General features: G+C 68.5%; 7 protein-coding genes and 5 pseudogenes. 6 read left to right on the forward strand and 6 right to left on the reverse strand.

Annotated features, from left to right (window positions below):
- Positions 1 to 38: 38 nt before the first annotated feature.
- A complete protein-coding gene (locus ACZK2V_RS00290) occupies positions 39 to 818 on the forward strand; it encodes a M48 family metallopeptidase (RefSeq protein WP_071228636.1) in 780 nt (259 codons plus the stop codon).
- Positions 819 to 1,268: 450 nt separating this feature from the next.
- Here ACZK2V_RS00290 and ACZK2V_RS00295 read toward each other — a convergent pair.
- A pseudogene (locus ACZK2V_RS00295) lies at positions 1,269 to 2,133 on the reverse strand (methylglyoxal synthase).
- 158 nt (positions 2,134 to 2,291) lie between these two features.
- On the opposite strand from ACZK2V_RS00295, the gene ACZK2V_RS00300 reads away from it, so the two are divergent.
- On the forward strand, positions 2,292 to 4,709 hold the full coding sequence (locus ACZK2V_RS00300) for an ATP-binding protein (protein ID WP_486322880.1): 2,418 nt from the start codon (positions 2,292 to 2,294) through the stop codon (positions 4,707 to 4,709).
- On the opposite strand, the pseudogene ACZK2V_RS00305 reads toward ACZK2V_RS00300, so the two are convergent.
- From ACZK2V_RS00305 to ACZK2V_RS00315, 3 genes and pseudogenes are all read right to left on the reverse strand, one after another.
- Positions 4,695 to 6,139 (reverse strand): annotated as a pseudogene (locus ACZK2V_RS00305) (FAD-dependent oxidoreductase). The gene ACZK2V_RS00300 and the pseudogene ACZK2V_RS00305 overlap by 15 nt on opposite strands.
- Before the next feature lie 89 nt (positions 6,140 to 6,228).
- Positions 6,229 to 10,681 (reverse strand): annotated as a pseudogene (gene gltB, locus ACZK2V_RS00310) (glutamate synthase large subunit).
- Positions 10,682 to 10,856: 175 nt separating this feature from the next.
- Positions 10,857 to 11,246, reverse strand: a complete 390-nt coding sequence (locus ACZK2V_RS00315) for an I78 family peptidase inhibitor (RefSeq protein ID WP_004133799.1) — start codon at positions 11,244 to 11,246, stop codon at positions 10,857 to 10,859.
- A 111-nt stretch (positions 11,247 to 11,357) separates the two neighbouring features.
- Between ACZK2V_RS00315 and ACZK2V_RS00320 the strand changes: the two are divergent.
- A pseudogene (locus ACZK2V_RS00320) lies at positions 11,358 to 12,411 on the forward strand (DNA topoisomerase IB).
- On the opposite strand, the gene ACZK2V_RS00325 reads toward ACZK2V_RS00320, so the two are convergent.
- The gene (locus tag ACZK2V_RS00325) at positions 12,389 to 12,697 is read right to left on the reverse strand and encodes a hypothetical protein (protein ID WP_004153470.1); all 309 of its coding nucleotides are present in this window, start codon (positions 12,695 to 12,697) and stop codon (positions 12,389 to 12,391) included. The pseudogene ACZK2V_RS00320 and the gene ACZK2V_RS00325 sit on opposite strands and share 23 nt — an antisense overlap.
- A gap of 194 nt (positions 12,698 to 12,891) precedes the next feature.
- Between ACZK2V_RS00325 and ACZK2V_RS00330 the strand changes: the two are divergent.
- The 3 genes and pseudogenes from ACZK2V_RS00330 (at position 12,892) to ACZK2V_RS00340 (ending at position 16,347) form a co-directional block, all read left to right on the forward strand.
- Positions 12,892 to 13,996 (forward strand): annotated as a pseudogene (locus ACZK2V_RS00330) (SDR family oxidoreductase).
- A gap of 119 nt (positions 13,997 to 14,115) precedes the next feature.
- The gene (locus ACZK2V_RS00335) at positions 14,116 to 15,531 is read left to right on the forward strand and encodes an XVIPCD domain-containing protein (protein ID WP_180844758.1); all 1,416 of its coding nucleotides are present in this window, start codon (positions 14,116 to 14,118) and stop codon (positions 15,529 to 15,531) included.
- 3 nt (positions 15,532 to 15,534) lie between these two features.
- Complete coding sequence (locus tag ACZK2V_RS00340; protein ID WP_180844759.1) at positions 15,535 to 16,347, forward strand: hypothetical protein; 813 nt, start codon at positions 15,535 to 15,537, stop codon at positions 16,345 to 16,347.
- Here ACZK2V_RS00340 and ACZK2V_RS00345 read toward each other — a convergent pair.
- Positions 16,282 to 17,403, reverse strand: coding sequence for a serine hydrolase domain-containing protein (locus ACZK2V_RS00345; RefSeq protein WP_180844760.1), 1,122 nt, complete (start codon positions 17,401 to 17,403; stop codon positions 16,282 to 16,284). The genes ACZK2V_RS00340 and ACZK2V_RS00345 overlap by 66 nt on opposite strands.
- Between the last annotated feature and the right edge of the window lie 5 nt (positions 17,404 to 17,408).

Here is a 17,408-nt window from a genome sequence, read left to right on the forward strand (position 1 = left end):
GGTCATCCGGCGGCCCGAAGCGGCGCTATGCTGGGCGCATGAGCCGTCTGCTGCGCCGCCTGATCAGCCCGACCCCGCCCGCCACCGTACAGCGCGACACCGTTCGCCTACGCCTGGAGGATGCCGAGATCGAGGTGCTGCGCGTGCGCGATCCACGTGCGCGCCGCATCAAGCTGAGCGTGGACGAACGCGGCGCACGCTTGACCCTGCCGCCGCGCGCAAGCCTGGTGATGGGCGAACGCTTCCTGGAACAGCATCGCGACTGGCTGGCGCTGCAGCTGCGCCAGTACCAGGGCCAGGGCCTGCCGGCACCGCTGCAGCCCGGCGAAGACGGCGTGCTGCCCCTGCGTGGCGAACTGCTGCCGCTGCGCTGGCAGGAAGGCCGCTACGCGCGCCTGGAGATCGACGCGCACGGCGCCTGCGTGCAGTGGCCGACCCGCGGCGGTGATGCCACCCTGCGCCGCCTGCTGCGCGAGTTCTACGAAGCCCAGACCCGCGCCGACGTCGGCCGATGGCTGCCGAAGTACCTGCCCACCCTGCCGCGCGCACCCAGCCGCCTGCGCCTGAAGGTGATGTCCTCGCAATGGGGATCGCTGGCCCCGGATGGCAGCATGGCACTGGACCTGGCACTCGTGCTCGGCCGCTCGGCCGCGTTCGAGTACGTGCTGGTGCACGAACTCTGCCACCTGATCCAGCCGAATCACTCACCCGCGTTCTGGCATGAAGTGGAACAACGCTTCCCCGCCTGGCGCGAACAGCGCGACTACTTCCAGCTGGAAGGGCGACGCCTGAAGGCCATGCTCCGGCAACTGCTGTAGCGCCCGCGCTACAGCAGTTGCCCACGCATTCTTCCTCTACCCCCGCCTTCGGCGCGCCCCTTCAACAGAAGGGGCTTCACTCAAGACCGCGTGCTGAGCAGTCGAGCAAGCTCGACTCTACAGAAGCGCACACAGCGCGCGACCCGCTTCCGCTCTTGCTCTGCTTTCTCTCTTCCGTGGCTGGACACGCACGGAATCTGTCCGTGGCCGGGCGGGTGAGCCATGCAGGGGCGTTGGCGCCATGGATGGCGCCATCGAGCTTACAGGGGTGAAGGCGCTTTGCTTGCGAAGCACTGCTTCGCAAGCGCCTGAACGCACAGCCGCCAGCGGCTGGGCCGGGCCCCGGAGGGGGACTTGCAGCGTCCCCTGCATGGCTCACCCGCCCGGCCAAGCACGGCTTTACCTTCAGATACCGCCAGCCACGAGGGGCTCAGCCGTTGGCCGAAACCCTCACCCCGCCCGCAACGCCGCCGCCGCCGCCCACCGCGCCGCCACCCGCGGCGCCGTAATGCACACCGCCTGATCGGTCACCGTCGTCACCGCGCGCTCCAGCAGCTGGATATCCGCCTCATGCTGGCGCGCCACATGCGGATCCTCGAAGAAGATCGCGCGCTGGCAACGCCCCTCCAGCACCCGGTCGGCAATCTGCGCATCACCGCCCATCGGACCGCTCTGGTAGCGCGTCACCCACGGCGTATCACGCGGCCAGCCCCGGCTCCAGGCCAGCTCGTTCAAACGCTGGCCGGTGGTCCCGGTGGCCACCCGCTCACCGAACCGGGCCAGCACATCGAAGTGCTCATCGGCGAAGGCCAGCATCGCCGGCTTCATCGCATCGTGCGCGATCAGCGCCAGCGTCTGGCCTTCGAACGCATGCAGGTCGTCGGCGCCGGCATCGGCTGCCAGCCCGGCGTGGACGCGCTCCACCTCCACCCAGTCGCGTGCGGTGGCCACGGTCGAAATGAACGGCTTGCCGTGGATCACGCACTGCCGCTTGAGCGCGGTTGCTTCCGGAAACACCGAGGATGGATCGACCGGGTCGATCAGGTAGATCGCGCCATCCAGTGTCCGATCCGGACCCATGCCAACGACTTCGGCGACCAGCTTCATCAGGCCACCCTCGCGTCCGTAGGGATAACGGTGCAGGCCCGCGTACCCGGTCAGGAAGCCCTGCCGTTCGATTGCGTCATGGGTGCGGCCGACCGCATGCAGCGACACGCCCAGCTCGCGCAGGCCGGCCTCGCTGCTGCGCAGCCAACGGAACAGCGCAGCGCGCGTCGTGGTGATGAAGACGGTTGGCAGCCAGGCCGATGCGCATCGAACGCTCCGCAGGTACGGGTGAAGGCGGCAGTGTATGTCGGCATTCCCCCATCTGGATGCTTTTACAACTTTCTTCATTGCCGTCGGCCCGCGCGTCGATAGCGTGGCAGGCAGCGGTACCGCAGCGCGGCCGTTCCTTCCGCCCGCGAGATGAGGATGCCTACCGTGGATGTCGCCGGCTTCCCGGCAGCCATTGCTGTCATGGCCAGCCTGCTGCTGCCTGCCGCGGCCTCCGCCACGGGCTGCAGCACACCGCTGCGCATCGCCTGGCCGTCCGACCGTGCTCCTTTGTCGTCCAGCGAACAGGGCGAAGCCCGGGGGCTCGGCGCGGCGTACCTGAAGCTGCTGGGCGGGCAACGGCCACTGCAGCTGTTGCCCGTGCCGGCCACCAGCGTGGACCGGGACGAGCTGCCGGCCGGCACCCAGGCGCTGCTGGGATGGCCACGCTCGCAACTGCCTGCCGGATGGGTGGTCAGCACGCCCTACCTGCAGCTGCCACAGGTGATCGTGCGCCGGGAGGATGCGCCGCCGGTGCTGGGCCTGGAAGATCTACGTGGACGCATTGTGGCCAGCCCCAGCCGGGTGCCGCTGCAGGGGCTGCTGGCCGAGCAGGCAGCGGGTGCACAGCTGCTGCCACCGGCAGCGCTGGACGATGCACTCCCGCTGCTGGGCACCGGATTGATCGATGCGGTGGTCGCCAACCTCGGCGACGTCGAGGCGGCGTTGCGCCGCTACCAGGGCGATGCACTGCTGATCGCCGCGCCGGCCGGTTTCGATGATGCCCTGGTGCTGGCGACCACGCCCGCCTGCGCCGATGTCATCGCCGGCTTCGAACAGGCGCTGTCGCAGCTGACCGATACCGAGCGCGATCAGATCCGCGCGGCCTGGCTGCCGGACCGGCCGCGCAACGCTCCGTCATCGTCGCCCCTGCGCTGGCTGGTGCCGGCCTCGCTGATCCTGCTCGCCCTGGCGCTGGTCCATGCCTTCGGCTACTGGCGGGTCCATCGCGAGAGCGTGCGCCGCCGAGGGGTGGAGCAGCGCCTGCAGGAGGTGACCGCGAACCTGCCGGCGGTGGTCTACCAGGCGCGTCGTTCGGCGGGCGGCAACTACAGCTTTCCGCAGATCGCCGGGGACGTGCAGGCTCTGTTCGGAATCAGCGTGGAGACCGCGCGGATCGATCACCAGCGATTGTTGGCCGCGGTCCACCCGGATGACCGCAACCAGGTGATGGCCTGCGTCGAGATGGCTGCATTGGCGCGTGGCCCGATCGACGTCACCTTCCGCACCCGCTCGCCACAGGGCTGGCGATGGGTGCGCTCGCATGGGCGGCCGTTGTCCTGCGACGACAGCGACGTCGAGTGGAGCGGCTACTGGATCGACGTCAGTGAGGTGCAGTCACGTACCCGCGCGCTGGCCGAAGCGCGCCGCGAGGCCGAGCAGGCGGCACAGGCCAAGGCGCACTTCCTGGCAACGATGAGCCACGAGATCCGCACCCCGATGAGCACGCTGCTGGGCATGCTCGAACGGCTGGCGGGCAGCAGGCTGGAGCCACGCCAGCAGCAGGTGCTGGCCACCGTCGATGATGCCGCGTGGATGCTGCGGCAGATCCTCGACGATGTACTGCACAGCCAACGCCTGGAGGGCGCACCACTGCAGCTGCGGCCCACCGACCTGGCGGCACTGGTGCGCGCGGTGCAGCAGCTGCTGATGCCGGTGGCCGCCAGCCGAGGCCTGCACCTGCAGGTGGTGCTTGATCCGGAGATGCAGCCGGGATCGCTGGCCGATGGCCTGCGCCTGCGCCAGATCCTGTTCAACCTGGCCGGCAACGCGTTGAAGTTCACCCGGCACGGCCACGTGGAACTGCAGGTGCAGGTACTGCAGCAACGCGACTGGGGCCAGCGACTGCGCCTGCAGGTAAGCGACAGCGGCGTGGGCATCAGCGAGGAGCGCCAGCAGGCGGTGTTCGCTGCCTATACCCAGGCGGAGCGCTCGACCACGCGGCGCTTCGGCGGCAGTGGGCTGGGCCTGGCGATCTGCCGTGAGCTGGCGATCTCGATGGGGGCGGAGCTGCAGCTGCGCAGCTCACCCGGGAAGGGCACCACGGTGTGGCTGGATCTGGACCTGGATGCCTGTGAGGCACCCGTGGCCGCGCCCGCGCCGGCGGTTGCGGACGAGCGTCCATTGCCGGCGGCGCGCGTGCTGATGGCTGAAGACCATCCCACCAACCTGCATCTGCTGGAGCAGCACCTGTGTGCGCTCGGGCTGCAGGTCCACGCCTGTACCGATGGACGGTCGGCGCTTGAAGCATGGCAGGCGCAGCCGTTCGACCTGGTCATCACCGACTGCCACATGCCGGGCATGGATGGCTTCGCGCTGGCACGGGCGATCCGTGCCGATGCCTGCCCGGCGCGTGCGCAGGTGCCGATCATCGCGCTCACCGCCAGCGTGATGGAAAGCACCCGCGAAGCCTGTCGTGCGGCTGGCATCGACCACTTCCTGGCCAAGCCCGTAGAGCCGCACGCACTGCGGGCACTGCTGGCGGCACTGCTGGTACCGGACTCAGTGGGCCAGTAGCCGCACGATGCTGGCGGCGGCATCGCGGCCTTCGGCCACGGCGGTCACCACCAGGTCTGCACCGCGTACCGCGTCGCCACCGGCGAACAGGCGTGGATGCGCGGTCTGGAACGGCAGGCGGTCCTTGCCGCCGGCCACGATGCGGCCGTTGGACTGGCCTTCAACGCCCAGCTCGGCCAGCCACGCCGGCACGCTCGGCGAGAAGCCGAAGGCGATGATCACCACGTCCGCTTCCAGCAGCGATTCACTGCCTTCGATCGGCACGGCGTTCTGGCGGCCGTTGGCATCGGGCTCGCCCAGCCGGGTTTCCACCACGGTCACGCCGATCACTTCATCGTCGGCGCCGGCTTCGATCGACAGCGGCTGCCGGTTGAACAGGAAGCGCACGCCTTCTTCGCGGGCATTGGCCACTTCGCGCGCCTGCCGGGCATGTTGGCTTCGTCGCGGCGATAGGCACAGGTGACCTTGGCCGCGCCCAGCCGCACCGCGCTGCGCACGCAGTCCATGCCGGTATCGCCGCCACCGAGCACCACCACGCGCTTGCCGTTGAGGTCGGGCAGGGCAATGGTGTCTTCCCAGCCGGCAATCGGCCGGCCCTTCGGATCATCGCCGCCAACGATGCGGCTGTTCTGCACCAGGAACGGCAGGGCCGGCAGCACGCCCTTCAGGTCCTGGCCGTCGAGGCCACCATCGGTGTAGCGGTAGGCGCCGGTGCCGACGAACACCGCGTCGTGGCTGTCCAGCAGCTGCTGCACGCTCAGGTCACGGCCGATCTCCACGCCGAGGCGGAACTGCACGCCCATGCCCTCCAGCACTTCGCGGCGGCGGTGGATCACGTCCTTGTCCAGCTTGAAGCTGGGAATGCCGAACTGCAGCAGGCCGCCGATCTGCTCATAGCGGTCGTAGACCACGGCGGCAATGCCAGCGCGGGCGAGGCGATCAGCGCAGGCCAGGCCGGCCGGACCGGCGCCGATCACCGCCACGCTGTGGCCGCTGGGCTGCACCGCGCCCAGGTCAGGGCGCCAGCCGCTGGCCAGCGCGGTATCGACGATGTACTTCTCCACCGCACCGATGGTGACCGCACCGAATTCCTCCAGCGTGCAGCTGCCCTCGCACAGGCGATCCTGCGGGCAGACCCGGCCGCACACCTCCGGCAACGGGTTGGTGCTGTGGCACAGCGTGGCGGCTTCGTGGATGCGGTTCTCCTGCACCAGCTGCAGCCACTGCGGAATGGCGTTGTGCACCGGGCACTTCCAGCTGCAGTAGGGGTTGCCGCAGTCCAGGCAACGGCCGGCCTGGTACTGGGCGTCCTCCTTGCCGAACTTGCCATACAGCTCGCCCCAGTCGCCGGACGTACGCAGTTCCACTGGAATGCGCTGCGGCATGGTGCGAGGCAGGTCGAGGAACTGGAAGGCGTGCTTGCGGCTCATGGCGGGCTCTGGAATGCGGGGGGGAACGTTGCCGGCCAGCGGCCGGCACTACGTGATCCTGGGATGCCGGCCAGCGGCCGGCACTACCGTTACGCGGCGCGTCGCAGGGTTTCGGTCAGTGACTCGATGCTGGCGGCCTTCGGTTTGACCAGCCAGAACTTGCCGATGTAGTCGCGGAACTCGTCCAGGATCTGCTGCGCCCAGATGCTGCCGGTCAGCTCGCGATGGCGGCCGATCAGGCGGTGCAGGTGCTGGCGGTAGTTCTCGAAGCCTTCGGCGGAGACGCGATGGATGTCGATCAGTTCGTGGTTGTAGCGGTCGACGAAATCGCGGTCGACGTCCAGCACGTAGGCCAGCCCGCCGGTGAAACCCGCACCGAAGTTCAGGCCGACCTTGCCCAGTACCAGCACCACGCCATCAGTCATGTACTCGCAGCAGTGGTCACCGGCGCCTTCCACCACCGCCAGCGCGCCGGAATTGCGCACGGCGAAACGTTCGCCGGCACGACCGGCAGCGAACAGTTCACCGCCGGTGGCACCGTACAGGCAGGTGTTGCCGATGATCGCGGTGCTGCGTGCCTCGAAGCGGGCGCCGCGCGGCGGACGCACCACCAGGCGGCCGCCAGCCATGCCCTTGCCGACGTAGTCGTTGGCTTCGCCTTCCACTTCCAGGTGCAGGCCACCGACGTTGAACGCGCCGAAGCTCTGCCCGGCACTGCCGCGGAAACGCAGTTCCAGCGGCGCCTCGGCCATGCCCTGGTTGCCGTGTGCGCGCCACCGCACCGGCCAGGCGGGTGCCGATGCTGCGGTCGGTGTTGTGGATCAGGAAGCGGTGTTCGCCACCGCGCTTGTGTTCGATGGCCGGGGCCAGCAGGCCGTCCATCTGCGTGGCCAGGCTGTCCGGCGATTCGTACAGGCGCTGCGCGGCACAGTGGCTGCCCTCATAGCGGCTGTCGGCCAGCAGGCGTGACAGGTCCACGCGCACGCCGTCGCGCGGCGCCGCCTCGATCTGCCGCAGCAGGTCGGTGCGGCCTACGATTTCTTCCAGCGAACGCACACCCAGGTACGACAGCCAGCCACGCACTTCCTCGGCCAGCAGGCGGAAGAAATTCTCTACGCGCTCGGGCTGGCCGGTGAAGTGGTTCTCGCGCAGGCGCTTGTCCTGGGTGGCCACGCCGGTGGCGCAGTTGTTGAGGTGGCAGATGCGCAGGTACTTGCAGCCCAGCACGATCATCGGCGCGGTGCCGAAGCCGAAACTGTCCGCACCCAGCAGCGCGGCCTTGACCACGTCCAGACCGGTCTTCAGGCCGCCGTCGGTCTGCAGCAGGGTGCGCCCGCGCAGGTCGTTGGCCAGCAGCGCCTGGTGCGCTTCGGCCACGCCCAGTTCCCACGGTACGCCGGCATAGCGGATCGAGCTGACCGGCGAGGCGCCGGTGCCGCCGTCATGGCCGGAAATGGTGATCAGGTCCGCACCGGCCTTGACCACGCCGGCGGCAATCGTGCCGACGCCGGCATGGCTGACCAGCTTCACCGACACCAGCGCGGTCGGGTTGACCTGCTTGAGGTCGTAGATCAGCTGCGCCAGGTCTTCGATCGAATAGATGTCATGGTGCGGCGGCGGCGAGATCAGGCCGATGCCTGGACGCGCGTAGCGCAGCCGCGCGATCAGCTCGTTGACCTTGTGCCCAGGCAGCTGGCCGCCTTCGCCGGGCTTGGCGCCCTGCGCGACCTTGATCTGCAGCACTTCGGCATTGACCAGGTATTCGGCGGTGACGCCGAAGCGGCCCGAGGCCACCTGCTTGATCTTGCTGCGCTTGGCGGTGCCATAGCGTGCGGGATCTTCGCCGCCTTCGCCGGAATTGCTGCGACCACCGAGGCGGTTCATCGCAATCGCCAGCGCCTCGTGTGCCTCAGGTGACAGTGCACCCAGGCTGATCGCCGCGGTATCGAAGCGCGGGAACAGTTCGCTGGCCGGCGCCACGTCATCGAGTGGTGTCGGCGCAGCGGCCGGCACCAGCTGCAGCAGGTCGCGCAGTGCCGACGGCGGACGCGCGTGCACGGCATCGCAGTACTGCTGCCAGGCACGCGGATCGCCGCTGCGCGCCGCGCGCTGCAGGGTGGTCACCACGTCCGGGTTGTACATGTGGTACTCGCCGCCGTGCACGTACTTCAGCAGGCCGCCGACATCCACGTCCTGCTGCGCATCCCAGGCCTGCGCGCACAGCTCGCGTGCGTCGGCATCCAGGCGCGCGAAACCGGCACCGCCGATGCGCGAAGCGGTATCCGGGAAGCACAGGTCCACGACTTCCGGTTCCAGGCCGATGATCTCGAACAGCTGCGCGCCGCGGTAGCTGGCCACGGTACAGATGCCCATCTTCGAGATGATCTTCGACAGGCCCTTGTAGACGCCCTTGCGGTAGCGGCGGCCGATCTGCGACTGCTCACCGCCCTTGCTGAGCTTGAGGATGCCGCGTCGGCCCAGGTCGAACAGGGTCTGGTAGGCCAGGTACGGGTACACCGCGGTAGCGCCGAAGCCCAGCAGGCAGGCCATGTGGTGCGGATCGCGTGCGGTGCCGGTTTCGACGATCAGGTTCACGTCGCAACGCAGGCCCAGCCGCGACAGGTGGTGGTGGACGGCACTGGTAGCCAGCAGGGCATGCACCATTGGACGTCCGGCCACCGGGTAGCGGTCGGACAGCAGCAGCATCACCATACCCTCGCGCGCGGCCTGTTCGGCCTCGGCACAGATACGCTCGATGCCGGCGCGCAGGCCCTCGTCTTCGCTGTAGGACAGGTCGAGCAGGCGGTTGGCCTGCACGTACTGGTCCATCTTCAGCAGCTGGCGCAGCTTGCGCTGGCTCAGTACCGGCGAGTTGAGGATGACGTGGTTCACCGTCTCCGGGCCGGCATGGAAGATGTTGGTCTCCTTGCCGAGCTGGGTGGACAGCGACATCGCGCAGTCTTCGCGCAGCGGGTCGATCGGCGGGTTGGTGACCTGCGCGAAGGCCTGGCGGAAATAGTCGTACAGTGGACGGCTGCGCTGGCTCAGCACCGCCATCGGCGTGTCGTCGCCCATCGAACCGGTGGCTTCCTGTTCGGTCTCGGCCAGCGGCCGCAGCACCTGTTCCACTTCCTCGCTGCTGAGCTGGTAGAGCTTGTGGTAGCTGCGCAGGGTGCCTTCGTCGAAGGGTTCCTCCACCAGCGACGGGTCGATCAGTTCGGTCTGCAGGTAGGTCACGCCCTGCTGCAGCCATTGCTTGTACGGCGCGCGACCGCGGTTGATGCGATCCACCGCATCGGAGTCGAGCAGGTCGCCGCGCTTGAGGTCGATGGCGATCATCTCGCCCGGGCCGAGCTTGCCCTTGCGCACCACGCGCTCGGTCGGCACTTCCCACACACCCGCTTCGGAGGCGACCAGGAAGTGGCGGTCGGCGGTCAGCATCCAGCGCGCCGGGCGCAGGCCGTTGCGGTCGAGGGTACATACGGCGTAGCGGCTGTCGCAGGCGACGATGCCGGCCGGGCCATCCCACGGCTCGCTGTTGAGCCCATGGAACTCGTAGAAGGCGGCCAGGTCCGGATCCTTGAATTCCAGCGACTGGGTGGCCGGCGGCACCAGGATGCGCAGCGCCTGGATCAGCTCCATGCCACCGGCCACCATCAGCTCCAGCATGTTGTCCAGGCTCTGCGAGTCAGAGCCGTGCATGGAGATGACGGGGTCGAATTCACCGATATCGAAGCGCGGTGTCTTCCACACCTTGCTGCGCGCCTGCGCCCAACGCCGGTTGCCTTCAATGGTGTTGATCTCGCCGTTGTGGGCGAGCATGCGGAACGGGTGCGCCAGCGGCCAGCGCGGCAGCGTGTTGGTGGAGAAGCGCTGGTGGAACACGATCGCGCTGGAGGCCAGCTCGCGGCGCTGCAGGTCCGGGAAGAAGCGGCTGAGCTTGTCCGGCAGCACCATGCCCTTGTAGCTGATCGCATCCGGGGTGAGGGTGGTGACGTAGAAGTCGGCGTGTTCGCGCAGCTGCTGTTCGCTGCGGCGACGGGCCAGGAACAGCGCCAGCGCGAAGCCGGCATCGTCCTGGCCGATGCCGGCGTCGACGAACACCTGCTCGATGCGCGGCAACGTGTCGCGCGCCAGCTGGCCGCAGACGCTGTCATCGGTGGGCACCTCGCGCCAGCCGGCGACCTTGCAGCCCACCGCTTCCACCTGCGCCTGCAGCTGCGCGCGGCAGGCCTGCGCCGCGTCGGCGTCGTGCGGCAGGAACACCAGGCCGGCGGCGAAGCGTGCGGAGACCGCGATGCCGGCTTCGCTGGCCAGCAGTTTCAGGAACGCATCGGGGCGGCGCAGCAGCAGGCCGCAGCCATCGCCGGTCAGGCCATCGGCGGCGACACCGCCACGGTGGGTCATGCGCGAAAGCGCGGCGATGGCGGTATCAACCAACAGGCGCGATGGTTGATCGTCGAGCTGGGCGACCATGCCAAATCCACAGGCATCGCGCTCGGAGCGCGGGTCGTAAAGCCCTTGGCGGTTGCGGGGGGCCATCTCTACCTCGATGCGGAATGAATTGAACGGGGACACTCAAGCCCGCTCAATCCCTGGAGCGCATCGTGAGGCCACCGGATGCCTCGACTAGATCACAGGTTGCTGCAACGCCGCAATACACGGTTGCAGGTGCAACAGAACGCGCCGGCAACCCAGTGCCGGCGCGGGGCCGGACTCAGCCGCAGCGCGCGCCGCTGACGGCGCCCTTGGCGTCCACTTCGATGTTCAGGCGGTCGCCGAGGAACTCCATCGTGGCCACGTCGTTGGGCTTGAGCACGCGCACCTGGTTGGCGCCGGCATCTTCCTGCGCCTGCTTGCCCAGCGCGTCGGTGTAGGTCTGGCCGACCAGGCTCTGCACCTGGCTGGCATCGCAGGTGCCGACCGGCGGAGCCTCGGTGGCCTTGCCGGCTTCGTCGGCTGGCGCCTTGGCGGCTTCGGCGGCCTGCTGGGCGTGGGCCGTGGCCGAATCCTGTTCATCCAGCGCCGGTGCCTGGCAGGCGGTCAGCGCCAGCACGGCCGGCAGCAACAGGGCGGAGAGCGAACGGGCGCGAATCGGGAACGACATCATGACTCCGGAAGGGGTTGTGAAGACCCGAGCATAGCGGCGAACCGGCCCTCACGTGTTTGTCTTGTGTTATCGACAGGATCGCGGCATGGCGACGGCGACACTACCGACATGCCAACCCCCTCCACCCCCGAACGACAGGCCGCGCGCGCGGCCGGCCTGCGCTATGTCGATGACACCCAGCCGGGCATCAGCCGGCGCCGCGCCGGCAAGGGTTTCAGCTACCGCGATGCCGATGGCCACGCGATACGCGACGCCACCACCCTGCAACGCATCCGGGCGCTGGCGATTCCGCCGGCGTATACCGCCGTATGGATCTGCGCCCACGCCAACGGCCACCTGCAGGCCACCGGCCGCGATGCACGCGGACGCAAGCAGTACCGCTACCACGCCGACTGGGCCAGGGAGCGCGACGCCGGCAAGTTCGACCGCATCATCGCCTTTGGCGAGGCCTTGCCCACGCTGCGGCGGCGGTTGTCGCGGGATCTCAAGCGACCTGGGTTTCCGCAGGAAAAGGTGCTGGCCATGGTGGTGGCGCTGTTGGCGGACACCCTGGTGCGGGTCGGCAATGAAACCTATGCACAACAGAACCGTTCGTTCGGACTGACCACGCTGCGCAACCGCCATCTGGAGCTGCTGCGCGGCGGCCGGGTGCGCATGCGCTTCCGCGGCAAGTCCGGGCAGCTGCAGGAGGTGACCGTGGGCGACCGCAAGCTGGGACTGCTGGTGCGGCGCCTGCAGCAGCTGCCGGGGCAGGCGCTGTTCCAGTACCGCGATGACGACGGTGCGCTGCAGCCGGTGGATTCCGGCGCGGTGAACGACTACCTGCGCGAGGTGATGGGCGAGGACTTCACTGCCAAGGATTTCCGCACCTGGGGTGGCACGGTGGCGGCGGTGCAGGCGTTTGCCGCCACCGAACTGCCGGAACCGGCCAGTCAGCGCGCTGGCGCAGGCGCAGCGCGCGGTGGTGTGCGAAGTGGCATCGCTGCTGGGCAACACTCCGGCGGTGTGCCGCAAGGCCTACATCGACCCGTGCGTGTTCGCCGGCTGGGAGCGCGGTGAACTGGCGAAGCTGGCCGGCCTGCGTGGGCCGCGCCAGTGGGAGCAGGCCACCCTGCGCGTGCTGCGCAGGGCGCGCAGGCTCAGCCGCAGTAGATCGCGGTGATGTTGTTGGTGCGGCCCTTTTCGATGGTCAGGCGGTCGCCGCCTTCGCTGGCCGGCGGTACCCGCGGACCGTCATGGCGCAGCACCCGCACATGCAGGCTGTCGCTGTCCACGCGTGCGCGGGCCACGGTGGCATCCGAAGCGGCCAGGCCAAGTGCGCCGCGCACCATGTCGCTGTGGCACTGCCCGGAAATCACGCCGTCGATCGGCTGCACCTGGGCCATCGGTGTGCTGCTGCAGGCGGCGAGGGCGAAGCAGACGGCGGTGGTGGCGATGGCATGTTTCATGGTGGCGTTCCTTGTGTGGTTGCGTGCAGCGTGCGACGTCGCACGTGGTGGCGGAATGAATACCGTGCACATCGTGGACACGGTGCGCTCACTGCCGCCAACAGCATAGGTGGAGACACTGCAGGCGCGGCGGATGCCGCCCGTGGTAGCGCCGGCAGCTGGCCGGCAACCCCATTCCCCCCGAGGAGACCTGCATGGCCACCGCCAAGAAGACCCCCGCCCGCCGCAAGGCATCGCCGAAGGTGCGCAAAGGCAGCACCGCAACCAAGACCGTCGCCGACCCCGATCGCCCACGGGTGGTGAAGACCGCAACCCGCAAGGCGGCCGCCAGCGATCCGCGGGCAGCGCGCGTTGCGGCCCGGCAGCGGCGCCTGCAGGACCAGGAAAAGTCCAAGGATGTGCGCGCGGCAAAGAAGGCGACAAAGAAGACCGCGACCCAGGCAGGCGCACGCCGTCAGCCGGAGGCGATGCCGGCGCAGCAGCTGGCCAAGCCAGGGCACGAACACGAACTGGAGCTGGCGCCGCGTTTCCTTGCACCGGACTACACCGGCAGCGGCAAGCTGCAGGGCATGCGTGCGATCGTCACCGGTGGTGATTCCGGCATTGGCCGTGCAGTGGCGGTGCTGTTCGCACGCGAAGGCGCCGATGTGGCGGTACTGCACCTGGACGAGGCCGAGGACGCGGACATCACCCGCCAGCACGTGGAGCGCGAAGGCGGCCGCTGCGTGGTGATCGCCGGCGACGTGCGCGATCCGCGCTTCTGCAACAAGGCGGTCAAGCAGGTGGCCAAGGCGTTCGGCGGCATCGACATCCTGGTCAACAATGCCGCGTTCCAGCTGCATTGCGAGCGGCTGGAAGACCTGGAAGACGCGCATCTGCAGGAAACCCTGCAGACCAACATCGGCGGTTACATACAGATGGCGCGCGGTACTGCAGCATCTGGGCGAGGGTGCCAGCATCATCAATACAGGATCGGAAACGGGAATCTTCGGCAGCAAGGCGCTGATCGATTACTCGGCCACCAAGGGCGCGATCCATGCGTTCACCAAATCGCTGGCGAGCCAATTGCTACCACGTGGCATCCGGGTCAACTGCGTGGCGCCGGGACCGGTGTGGACGCCGCTGAACCCGGCCGACAAGCCGGCGGAGGACGTGGCGGAGTTCGGCAAGGACAGCGACATGGGGCGGCCCGCACAGCCTGAAGAACTGTCGCCGGCCTATGTATTCCTGGCCTCGCCGGTCTGTGCCAGCTACATCAGCGGGGTGATCCTGCCGGTGATGGGCGGGCCGCGGGGGTGAGGCCGGGCGCGGCATGTGCCGCCTGAATGGGGCAGGTGCTGGGGTGTGCGCTGTGTCAAAAGCTCCGTCGGGCAGCTGGGGTAGGCTGACTCCCAACCGATCACGTTCAAGGACCGACCATGCCCGAGATGGATATCAATGCGGCGGCCAACGAAGTCGTCGCCCTGTTGCGGCAGAACGACGTGCGCGGTGCCGCCGCCCGCCTGGAGGCCCTGCACGACGGCCAGAGTGTTGTGGTGCAGGAATCGCTGGATCGCTACATCTCGGCGCGTGCCGCCACCGAGCTTGAGGCGTTGCGCCGGAATGGTGGTGTTGCCGCAGCAGATGCGGCCACAGTGAACCCGATGCTGGATCGCCTGGGTGAGGCGACGCGCCCACCGCGGATGCCCGAGGCGGCAGAGACCGCGGGCTTGAGCCAGGCCCAGCAGTACGACGTCTACGGCAGCATCGTGGCCCAGCGCGGCAACACGGCAGCGAACGAAGCAATGGCGACGCAGGACCGCGTGGTGCTGGGGCTGCGCGACGAGAACCGCACCACGGAGGCGCGCGGGCGTGGTGTCTACGACGACCGCATCGTGGTGCTGTGGAAGGATGCGCAGGGCCAAGGCCATGTGCGCGAGTTCAACCAGGCCACGACCGAGCCGACCGCGCAGTACGACGGCCATGCCAAGACCACGCCGCGCAGCCCGGGCTTCGGCAACGTGGCACCGCGTACCAAGACCGAGGGCGAGGACGTCAATGGCGACCGGGTCAAGGATCTGGGGCGACTGGGCGAAGGCACCACCGAAATGCGCGCGACCACCCACCCGCGCCACGGCCACGCCGATGAGTTCGCGCTGCGTCCCTCGCAGGACGCGGTAACCGCCGGTGCCGGCCGGGTGGAGCGGGACAGCAATGGCGATGGCTGGTTCGACGCGCGCGATACCCAGGGCGTGCAGGACCTCAACGACACCTTCAAGATCCACCGCGGCAGCCGGGCAAACACCGATTCGGCAGGTTGCCAGACCATCGGTGGCGGCGAGTACGACGACTTCGTGGCGACGGTGCGCGGCACGCCCGGGCAGAACCGCTGGCAGTACGTGCTGACCTCGGTCGCACCGGGGCAGGCGCGTGAGCTGGGGCAGGACGCCCCGCTTGCTGCCAATGACGACCCCCGCCAGCCCCAGCATCGCGACCATGCCCTGCAGCAGCAGATCAGTACGCGCCTGCAGGCGTTGGGCGGACGCTACGCCGAGCATGCCGATGCCTACAGCTTGGTGATGCTGCGCGAAGCGAAGGCCGCAGGCATCACCCATGTCGACCAGATCGTGGCCAGCAACCCCAGCGCGGGTCGTGCAGCCGGTGAGACGCTGTTCCTTGTGCAGGGCAGTCCGGGCGATCCTGCGGCGCTGCGCGCAGGGGTCAATGCAGCCGAGGTGCGCGAAACTTCGGTGGAATCCAGCCTGCGCCAGCTGCAGCAGCAATCGCGCGAACAGGCGGCACCCACACCCGCGCCTGCACACCTGCAGGAAGCGCCGGCGATGGGAGGGCGTTGAGCGATGATCCGATCACACCTGATGCCGAGCGTTTCGTTGATGCTGTTGCTGGCCTGCAGCGCCTGCGCGCCCGCTGGAGAGCGCGTCGCGCCGGTAGCACCCACCGCCAGCTCGTCGGCGAAACCGGAGACCTTGCCTGCGCAGACCCTGCCCACTGATCGAGGATTGCCCGCACTGCCAGATGCCTCCGGCAGCGCCCATCCCGGCGGTCGCTACGCTGCGCTACCCGAACCTGCCAGGCAGGTGCTGGCGCAGTTGAAGTGCAACGTGGAGGGCGCCAGCAAGGTGCAGGTGCTTTCCACTCCCGCGCAGGATGGCCAGCAGGATTTCATGGTCACCGATCGCAGCGGGCCGCGCTTCCGCTACTGGATGCGGTCGTTCTCCGGCCGTGGCGGTACCACCGGGTATCTGGTGCAGCTGCAGGACTGCCCGGCAACCACCACGGGCATGCGCGCCTACATCGCACAGGGAGCCGCACCGCTGCAGGATGTCACCGCGTTGTTGCTGGCGCAGGCCGAGCTGCCCGACGCGGCGACCATGACGGCTTACCAGGACAAGGGCGCGGGTGATCTGTTCGCCTTCATCGGGGCGCTGGACAAGGTGCCGGTGCTGCGCTGGGTGGCCGAAGCAGACCCCGAACAGCCACTGGCCGCCGATGCGCGCAGCTTCGACCATGGCAATGCCATCCACGGCGGTTTCCTGCGCTGGAACCAGGATCACTTCGAAGTGGCCAGGACCGTACCCGCCGCGCTATGGCCCTGCGATGACAGCCCGTTGCTGCCGTGCAAGGGCGACCCGTTCGTGAGCGGGCGTTGAGGCCGCGCGCGCATAGAAATCGGCAATGCGCGGAATGAACTGCTGTGGATTGGCGCCGACCAGATTGGTCAGCACCACCACCGCGACGTCGCGGTCGGGATAGACCACGAAGGCCGAGCGCGCACCGCCGATACCGGCCACCTGAAGGTCGGGCGATGCACGCAGCACCGGCCAGCCGCCCGCCCATGGGCCGGCACGGCCATCGGTGAGGCGCTCTGCGGTCCACATCCTCTTCCGAGGTGCATCCTGAAGCAGGCGCCCGTCGGTCAGCGCGACCAGCCAGCGTGCGGTGTCATCGGCGGTGGTGAGGATGCCACCACCGGCCCACAGTGAAGGCGGAATGTCGTAGAACCAATGCGACAGGCGCGGCGGTGCATCGGCTGCGTCGGTTGCACGCGGGGCCAGGCTGTACATCGTTGCCATCTGCGGAATCAGATCGTAGCTGTCGCCAAAGGTGGTGCGCGCCATGCGCGCGCTGCTGAACTGGCCGGTGGCGAGGAATCGTTCATAGGACATGCCCGATTGCTGCGCGATGATCCGCGCCAGCAGCACGTAGTTGGTCTGGTTGTATGCGAAGCGCTGGCCGGAGGCCGCCTCCATCGGCAGCGCGGTGACCGCCGCCCACGCTTGGGCTTCGGTACCACCACCCAGCAGCCCGCTCGCATCGAGGATGTCGGGCAGTCCCGAGGTATGTGCCAGCAGCTGGCGCACACGCACGTCCTGCCAGGTGGCCGGAAGATCATCCAGATAGCGCGATGCTGGGGCATCCAGATCCAATCGCCCCTGCTGTGCCAACTGCGCGATGGCCACGCCGGTGAACGCCTTGGTGGCCGAATTGAGCGGAAAGCGGGTGTCGCGCGAGGCAAGCACACCGTTCTCGACATTGGCCAGGCCGTAGGCCTCGGACAACACGATCTGCCCGTCCTTGACCACCGCGACCTGCAGCCCGGGAATGCGCTGCTCCAGCATGATCTGGCGGATCAGGCGGCGGGTCTGGTCGTTGGCCTGGTCCTGGCTGGCGGAGATGGCGGCGAAGGGCAGGGCAGTGATGAGCATGAGCA

The organism is Stenotrophomonas sp. 93052_Sma (assembly GCF_056481145.1).